Origin of the sequence: Chitinophaga sp., from assembly GCF_036569185.1 — a bacterium.
GTDB lineage: Bacteria > Bacteroidota > Bacteroidia > Chitinophagales > Chitinophagaceae > Chitinophaga.
In genome coordinates this window covers 1-7922 of the sequence record NZ_DATCRD010000228.1, presented here as the reverse complement: position 1 = coordinate 7922, position 7922 = coordinate 1, and the positions used below count along the sequence as shown (strand labels likewise).

8 protein-coding genes and 1 tRNA gene are annotated in these 7922 nt (G+C 47.0%); 3 read left to right on the top strand and 6 right to left on the bottom strand.

From position 1 onward, the window contains the following. Nucleotides 1-146 precede the first annotated feature (146 nt). Together VIM72_RS17035 and VIM72_RS17030 are read right to left on the bottom strand one after the other, a co-directional pair. A tRNA-Pro gene (locus tag VIM72_RS17035) sits at nt 147-220 on the bottom strand. Nucleotides 221-477: 257 nt separating this feature from the next. After that, a complete protein-coding gene (locus VIM72_RS17030; RefSeq protein ID WP_332004032.1) occupies nt 478-1068 on the bottom strand; it encodes a peroxiredoxin family protein in 591 nt (196 codons plus the stop codon). A gap of 313 nt (nt 1069-1381) precedes the next feature. Here VIM72_RS17030 and VIM72_RS17025 point away from each other — a divergent pair, with 313 nt between their 5' ends. From VIM72_RS17025 to VIM72_RS17015, 3 genes are all read left to right on the top strand, one after another. Then, nucleotides 1382-2248: a helix-turn-helix domain-containing protein gene (locus VIM72_RS17025; RefSeq protein ID WP_332004031.1), complete on the top strand. Its 867-nt coding sequence runs from the start codon at nt 1382-1384 to the stop codon at nt 2246-2248. Nucleotides 2249-2338: 90 nt separating this feature from the next. Beyond that, on the top strand, nt 2339-3538 hold the full coding sequence (locus VIM72_RS17020) for an epoxide hydrolase family protein (RefSeq protein ID WP_332004030.1): 1200 nt from the start codon (nt 2339-2341) through the stop codon (nt 3536-3538). A 187-nt stretch (nt 3539-3725) separates the two neighbouring features. After that, nucleotides 3726-4034 (top strand): hypothetical protein, encoded by a 309-nt coding sequence (locus VIM72_RS17015; RefSeq protein ID WP_332004029.1) that lies wholly within the window; start codon nt 3726-3728, stop codon nt 4032-4034. Nucleotides 4035-4088: 54 nt separating this feature from the next. On the opposite strand, the gene VIM72_RS17010 is transcribed toward VIM72_RS17015, so the two are convergent. From VIM72_RS17010 to VIM72_RS16995, 4 genes are all read right to left on the bottom strand, one after another. Further along, nucleotides 4089-5024 (bottom strand): 2-dehydro-3-deoxygalactonokinase, encoded by a 936-nt coding sequence (locus VIM72_RS17010; RefSeq protein WP_332004028.1) that lies wholly within the window; start codon nt 5022-5024, stop codon nt 4089-4091. Next, complete coding sequence (locus VIM72_RS17005) at nt 5017-6318, bottom strand: MFS transporter (RefSeq protein ID WP_332004027.1); 1302 nt, start codon at nt 6316-6318, stop codon at nt 5017-5019. Before VIM72_RS17005 ends, VIM72_RS17010 begins: the two co-directional genes overlap by 8 nt. Nucleotides 6319-6339: 21 nt before the next feature. Then, the gene (gene dgoD, locus VIM72_RS17000) at nt 6340-7488 is read right to left on the bottom strand and encodes a galactonate dehydratase (RefSeq protein WP_332004026.1); all 1149 of its coding nucleotides are present in this window, start codon (nt 7486-7488) and stop codon (nt 6340-6342) included. Nucleotides 7489-7505: 17 nt separating this feature from the next. Then, nucleotides 7506-7922 (bottom strand): bifunctional 4-hydroxy-2-oxoglutarate aldolase/2-dehydro-3-deoxy-phosphogluconate aldolase (locus VIM72_RS16995; protein ID WP_332004025.1); only part of this gene is annotated, 417 nt, incomplete at its 5' end.

The window sequence follows — 7922 nt, the reverse complement described above, 5'->3', positions numbered from 1 at the left end:
ACTCATGGGATTACTCGGCCCACAAATTGAAATACAATAAAATGCTTTGATACAGGGGAAGAATGAAAAAAGCCCGTAGATGTGGCATCTACGGGCTTTTACTGCAAAACTTGTTACAATTGATAACAAAGCGTTTTACTTGTCTGTCGGGACGACTGGATTCGAACCAGCGACCTCTTGCACCCCATGCAAGCGCGCTACCGGGCTGCGCTACGTCCCGTTTTACCGGTATTCCCCCGCCTTGACGGGATGCAAAAGTAGTTAATTATTTTATTTTTCAAAATTTTGAATATAATTTTTTAAAAAGATATTTAAAATGGGTGACCTCATTCGTCAAACACTTCCTTTGCTGAATCCGTATAACATGTTATCATGGCAGGCAGCCACACCAGCATTGCCAACAAAAACTGCCTGTAATGTTAATATTTTTCAGATGAGTAAACGCCTGATGGATTACATCTATGATCTTATATCTTTTTACAATCGCTTCGCCAATCCATCAATCACCTTCACCATTTCACTAAATTCATTCGGATCATATAAGCGGGTAAGAAAAATTATTTTCCCGTTAGGGTCTATCACTACATTACGGGTAACTCCGCTCTTTTTCACTGCAAAGCGGCCAAAGATGTCAGCGCCCGGATCCAGGGCCAGGGGATAAGTGATCTGCATATCCCGATGGAACTGCTGCACCTTTTCCAGCGGCTCGTCGCGGTCAACACCGATCAGCACCACGTTCTTATCCTGGTAAGCTTTCCACACATCACTTTCCAGGTGAGGCATTTCCTTACGGCATACACTGCACCAGCTGGCAGTGAACTGCAGCACTACTATTTTTCCCCGGAGCTGTTTCAGAGAGGTTTTACTTCCATCATGCAACACCAGCTCAAAATCGTCCGGAGCCTGCTCCCCTACTTTAACCAGGTAGCCGCGGTCGATGGAATTAGGATCAACAGCCTGTTTATCCTGACTATGATTAGCCGGCTGCGCTTTTAAACCGTTCCCCCAAACAGCGGATACAGACACTATAAACAGGGTTTGCAGAATATTCTTAAATGTTTTTCTCATGCCTGGTAATAATAAAGTCAGTTGGTTTGATACACAAAGATATCAATTACCGGCAAATAACCTACTTATTCTATAGACTAATACTGATTTTAATTGTATCCCGGGTTTTGCGTGCAAAAACCCGCCTGGAGTTTGCATTTCTGTTGCCGGTACCGGGCAAGCCAATCAGCCAGCTACTATCTTGTTAATGATAGTATTGGCATCACCTGCAGCCCGGGTATTTTCCTTATCAATTTCCACAATACGCAGCAACATTTTATTTGGTGATCTGCCCTACAATATCTTAATTTATACGAACAACCACATACCCCATATGAGAAAGGGAATGGATCTTGCATCATTCGATATTTTCAAATATATAAAGTATAACTTTTTTAAAGCAGGGAATGCCCAATATATGTTGCTGGACGATGCCACATTTAAAGTAGCAGACATCCGCTTCCCGATACGTAACTTTTTTTATGGTATAGGCATCACCTATGGCGGTAAAGACAACGTTCGTATTGCAAACAATGAATATGTCATAAGTAAGGGCAGTTGTATTGCCATTGGCCCCGGTACTATTTCCCAATGGCTGAATGAATCCACGGCGCTAACGGATACAATACTGTTTACGCGGGATTTTTTCCGGGACTCCCTGTCTGGAGGATTTCCTGATTCATTGCCGTTTTTCCTGCCCGGCGGTAATCATGTAATCCAGCTAAATGCTGCGCAATTAAAGCAAATGAGATTGCTGTTCAATACGCTTAAAGCATTCAGGGATGACGAAACCATTGTACCCGGTATTGTTTACGCTATCCTCATGCTTGCCAAAAAAATGTACGACATCGACCTTACGCATAAGGCGAATGGGCTCACCCATAAACAAAAACTGGTGCGGCAATTTCAAAGTCTTGTGGCAGCGCATTTCTTAACAAAACGAACGGTTGATTTTTATGCCCGGGAAATGAACATAACTTCCAAGTATCTGAGTGAAATCCTGTTGTCCGAAATCGGGAAACCCGCCAAAACACTGATCGATGAAACGGTTTTCCTGGAAGCAAAAACATTACTGAGACAAACAACCATGTCGGTACAGGAAATTGCCAACTGGCTTAATTTCCCGGAAACTTCCAACTTTATTAAGGCTTTTAAAAAAAGAGAAAACCTGACGCCTGCCGCATACAGGAAGCATGAATAATTTTACCGGAAAAAGTACCATTACTACCGACATTTGGATAATTATACTGATAGTTTTTGACGCACCTTTACTGCAACAAAACTAGATTGTATGAATAACACCATCCGCCCGTTCACAATTAATATTCCCCAGGAGGAAATTGATGATCTGAACCAGAGATTAACCTTATCGCGCTTCCCGGCAGGAAAAGCAGATGACTGGAAATACGGAGCGCCGGTATCTTACCTGCAAAAAATTGCACACTATTGGCAAACAACCTTTAACTGGAAAAAGCAGGAAGCCTGGTTAAATCAATATCCACAATATATTGCTAACATAAACGGCCAGCCCATACATTTTCTGCATATTAAATCTGCTGATCCCAACGCCATTCCGCTAATGCTCATTCACGGTTATCCCAGCTCATTTGTTGAGTTTATAAAGATAGCCGGACTGCTTACCAACCCATCGCAACAAGGAATGGAGCCAACCGTTTCTTTTCACCTGATCATTCCTTCCATACCAGGATTTGGCTTTTCTATCCCTGCGAACAACGAAAGCTGGGACCTGATAAAAATAGCGGCTGTTTTTGCAGAACTGATGACTGCATTAGGATATGAAAAATTTGCCGCACATGGCACAGATATGGGCGCCGGCATTACAAGCATGCTATCCGCCATTGCCGGGCACCGGTTACTGGGAACGCATATCAATACTGATTACACAGCTGTAACAGGAATGGGCATGCTGCCGCAGGACCTATCATCCTTCTCAGACGATGAAAAGAAACAAATCGCTGCGTTCAGGGATTATGAAAAAAAAGAAACCGCCTATCTGAAAATTCTTTCAACAAAGCCTCAAACACTGGCCTATCCACTCACCGATAGTCCCGTAGGTTTATTAGGCTGGATTATGGAGAAATACCAGGCATGGACAAATCCAGCAAAACATTTGCCTGAAGATGCCATTGATTTAGATCTGATGCTCACCAGTATTTCAATTTACTGGTTCAATAAACTTGGCGAATCTGCTGCTTATACCTTGTACGATGGCATGAATATGTCGTTCGACTGGAATACGCAAAGCGGTGATACCAATGAACAATCCTGGGCTCCGCCAAAAGTTCCTTCAGCAATGGCGGCATTTGGCGGTGATGGCGCGCTTCTTAAAAAATTACTGGGCCCCCTGGGTAACCCCGATAGGTGGAGTTCCTATGATGAGGGATTACATTTCCCGGCTATGGAATGTCCTGAACTATTGGCGAAAGATATATACAGTTTTTTCCAGGCGTATTGCGTCCCCACTGTCTGATGAAGCAGCGCGGCAAATGTAAACAGCCAGGATCAATACCGGTGACTATGATGCAGTAATGAAGTATTTGGATAGCAAATGATGGAACCCACGGCCATAAAGCAAATAATGTATATCTTGCAGGCTGCTCTTTATAAAAACTATGAAAAAAAAGTTTGACGCCTTGTAGCACCAAATGTGTCTACAAGTGAAAAAAAAGAAATGCCTGAAAGAAACAACCCATCGCAGAACCTATAACCTGGTTAGAAAGGAAACTTATGCCATTTGCCCAAGATGCCATTGGCACCCTACTTTCTGGCGGTGGTGCTGGGATCATCCATATATCGGTATGACATATACCGATGATGGAACTAACAAACCATATGCATTAAGATTCAAAAACCATCCTAACTGGAAAGCTGTTTCCAAAAACAGGAAACAGTGGATGAAAAAAAGATTCCTCGAAGATCGCACCATAAACCCTGATGGCTGCCTGCGGATCGTATATGGCTGGTAAAATGTATAAAGCCCTGCAATAAAAACTGCAGGGCTTTATACATACTATAGTATACTACAAATTGCTCCAAACAACTTCCCTCTGCCCCCTAACCAACGCCTCATCCGCATCAATCACCGCCGCCACTTTAATATTCAACACCCTGCTCGCGGCTGTGTAAAGCGGAATATGCTGAGGCCCCGCCACCAGGTACACCGCCATGTCTGCCGGTACGGCTTTCAGTTCAGCGCCAATCAACAACCCGCTTAAATAAAAACGGTTATGCGCAGCGGGGATCTTTTTGAGCAACTGGTTGGTGCGTACCATAAAAGCTGCATGCAGCAGGTTGTCCGACCACCCGGCCTGCACTCCCTCTGTAAAATAGTCGAGGGAATCGTCCAGTGTACCTTCTGCCCCTACCGATGCAGCGAGGATGCTGTGCGTGGACAGCAAATCAAAAAACTCTCCCGTCATGAACGTTTGAAAACGAATGGCCTGTTTGTTATGCACCACTATATGTTTGGGATGTGTGCCTGGTAGCAGCAGCCATTGTTCCGCAGTGGTATCGGGCAACAATGTAAGGCAGCCCACCACTTTGGTTTCTTCCCCACGCATCACATCATGCCCGTTGCTGGCGCCGGAAACAATAAGAAACCGCTGGAAAGTGTGTACAGGCAAATCCGCTCCGCTCAAACTGAAAGGCAAGGCTTTGTAAGGCAGCTCTATCATCCCTATACTGGATGAGGCCATACCGGAAATCACTACCGGCGTGTCTTGTAGGGAAATACCTGTTTTCCCTGCAAGCACATCGATCTGCCGGTTGATGATGGCAGCAAAAAAATCTTCCCGGGGCAGTGATGTTTGCTGCCATTGCTGGTAGGTACCGGCAATACCGGCACCTGATCTTTCCTCCGCGATAATATGCAGACTCCCGGTTTCCACCAGCCGCAACCGGAAGGAGCTGGTGCCCCAGTCGCAACTTAAAAAATAATTCATCTTCTCTTTATTCATCATCCTCCGTTTTTATCCGTTCTGCATTCCCCACCAGGAAAAGATAGGAGCATGCGCCCAACAATCCCATCACCGCTATAAATACCAATGCGGGTGCAAAGTTACCACCGCTGGCCAGGACACCTATCACAATGGGTACTATAATGCCCGCCAGCTGCCCTACAAAATTAAATACCCCGCCGGTAAGATTGATGAGGTGTTTAGGCGCCAGCGTTGATACAAAGATCCAGGTGATAGAAGCAAAGCCTATCCCAAAAAATGAAAGGGACATAAAAAAAATAATCAGCCCCGGTGAGTGTACATAGTTAGCTCCCAGTATAAAGACCGACAACAGCAAACCTATGATGATGGGCCGCTTACGCGCTTTGGCGGCAGATACCCCTTTCTTCACCAGGTAATCCGATAAAAAACCTGAGCACAAAATACCCGTAAATGCGGCGAGATAAGGGATGGAGGCCCAGTAACCCGATTTGATGAAATCCAGGCCACGGTAATCTACCAGGTATTTAGGGAACCAGGTGAGAAAGAACCAGAGCGTGGCATTCACCGCAAACTGGCCAATATAGATGCCCCATAACTTGCGGTAAGAAAGCACTGCTTTCAGATCAGTCCAGCGAAAAGCGCTTTGCTTCTCCGCCTGTTGTTTGTCCAGCATACCGCCGCCGCTTTCAATATGCTGCAGCTCCGCCGCATTCACTCCTTTGTGATGAAGCGGATCCCTGTAAAACAGGTACCATATAATGCCCCATACAATGCCAATAAGGCCGGTCACCACAAAAAGCCCCCTCCACCCTACTTCCAGCTGGATCATCGACAACACCGGCATCAGGAAGGCCAGGCCCAGGAATTGCCCGGAAGTATATACCGCAATAGCGGAAGCCCGCTCATTGTCGGGGAACCAATTGCTCACCACCCGGTTGTTGATGGGAAATGCAGGCGCTTCAAACGCGCCGGTGGCCATACGTAAACCAAACAGCGTGGCAAAACCTTTTGCAAAACCTTGTACAATAGTGGCAAGCGACCAGGCTATAAGACTGAATGCATACAACATACGTGGACTGAAACGGTTTACCAGTATACCGCCTGGGATCTGGAATGCCAGGTAGGTCCAGCTAAAAGCGGAAAAGACCAGTCCCAGTTGTACCGGCGTAAGTTTAAACTCCTTGTCTATTTCAGAAGCGGCTACGGCCAGGTTGCTCCTGTCCATGTAGTTGATCACCACGTTCACAAATATCAGGAACAGCACCTGGTAACGTATTCTTGTTGGTTTTACGTTAGAATTAAATGCTTTCATGTGGTTCTTACAGGTCTGTATTTACCATTCTGCTACACTGCCATCCGTATGGCGCCACACGGGATTGCGCCAGTTATGCCCTTCTGCAGCCATTTTTCGTACATGCGTTTCGTTGATCTCTATACCCAAACCAGGTTTGGAAGGAATTTCCACATAGCCGTCTTTGTACTGGAACACGGTTTTATCTGCCAGGTAATCCAGCAGGTCGCTACCCTGGTTATAGTGAATACCCAGGCTTTGTTCCTGTATAAAAGCATTGTGACAGGTAGCATCTACCTGCAGGCAGGCGGCCAGTGCGATTGGGCCCAACGGACAATGCGGGGCGGCGGCCACATCAAAGGCTTCGGCCATGGAAATAATCTTTTTGCATTCGGTGATACCGCCGGCATGCGACACATCCGGCTGGATAATGTCTGCATAGCCTTCCTTCAGCAATGTTTTGAACTGCCATTTGGAAAACATACGCTCGCCGGTGGCAATGGGAATAGCCACGTGTTGTGCTATTTCGCGCAGGTCTTCATTATTTTCCGGCAGCACCGGCTCTTCAATAAACATCGGGCGGAAGGGCTCCAGCTCTTTGGCCAGTATTTTAGCCATGGGCTTGTGTACCCTGCCGTGAAAGTCGATGCCGATACCCATACCGGCGCCACCCGCCTCGCGTACAGCGGCAATGCGTTGTATGGCGGCGTCTATCTTTTCATAGCTGTCGATATACTGCAGCTCTTCGGTAGCATTCATCTTTACCGCCAGGAAACCCTGTTCCGCCATTTTACGGGCAGCAGCTCCCACTTCTGCGGGGCGGTCGCCCCCAATCCAGGAATAGACTTTCATTTTATCGCGCGCCTTACCTCCAAGCAACTGGTGCACGGGCGCGTTGTAGTATTTTCCTTTGATGTCCCACAGGGCCTGGTCGATGCCTGCAATAGCGCTCATCAGGATAGGCCCTCCGCGGTAAAAGCCTGCCCGGTACATCACGTTCCAGTGGTCTTCTATATGCATGGGATCTTTACCCACCAGGTATTCCATCAGTTCGTCCACCGCAGTTTTTACTGTAGCGGCTTTGCCTTCAATCACCGGTTCGCCCCAGCCAATAATGCCTTCGTCCGTTTCTATTTTCAGGAACAACCAGCGGGGCGGCACCTGGAACAATTCATAGCTCTTTATTTTCATAACGTTGTATTGCTTTTTCAGGATTGAATGGCGCGGATAAACTGCCGCGATTTTTCCGTTAGTTGTTGCAGGTACTCCGGCGTAACGGCGGTTTTGGCATTCACCAGCGCGCTGCCAATACCAAAACCGGCGGCGCCGGCCTGCTGGAAGTCCTTTATATTTTCCGGCGTAATGCCACCGGTTGGCAGCAGGTGCATTTTGGGCAGCGGCGCTGTAATGTCTTTAATATATGCAGCGGAAGTAGCCGGGAACACTTTGATCATGTCGGCCCCCTGCTTGTAGGCGGCATAAATTTCCGTAGCGGTATAAGCGCCTGGAATGCTCACCACACCAAGTTCCCGCGCAGCTGTAATTACTTCCGGTTCCAGCACCGGGGAAAGAATAAAACGCGCTCCTGCTGCCGCTGCTTCGCGGGCGGCGGTGGCATCCAGCAC

Coding starts and splice junctions, on each gene's coding strand:
- VIM72_RS17030 (WP_332004032.1), bottom strand. CDS start 1,068: ATGAGAAAAACATTTAAGAATATTCTGCAAACCCTGTTTATAGTGTCT.
- VIM72_RS17005 (WP_332004027.1), bottom strand. CDS start 6,318: ATGAAAGCATTTAATTCTAACGTAAAACCAACAAGAATACGTTACCAG.
- VIM72_RS17020 (WP_332004030.1), top strand. CDS start 2,339: ATGAATAACACCATCCGCCCGTTCACAATTAATATTCCCCAGGAGGAA.
- dgoD (WP_332004026.1), bottom strand. CDS start 7,488: ATGAAAATAAAGAGCTATGAATTGTTCCAGGTGCCGCCCCGCTGGTTG.
- VIM72_RS17025 (WP_332004031.1), top strand. CDS start 1,382: ATGAGAAAGGGAATGGATCTTGCATCATTCGATATTTTCAAATATATA.
- VIM72_RS17010 (WP_332004028.1), bottom strand. CDS start 5,024: ATGAATAAAGAGAAGATGAATTATTTTTTAAGTTGCGACTGGGGCACC.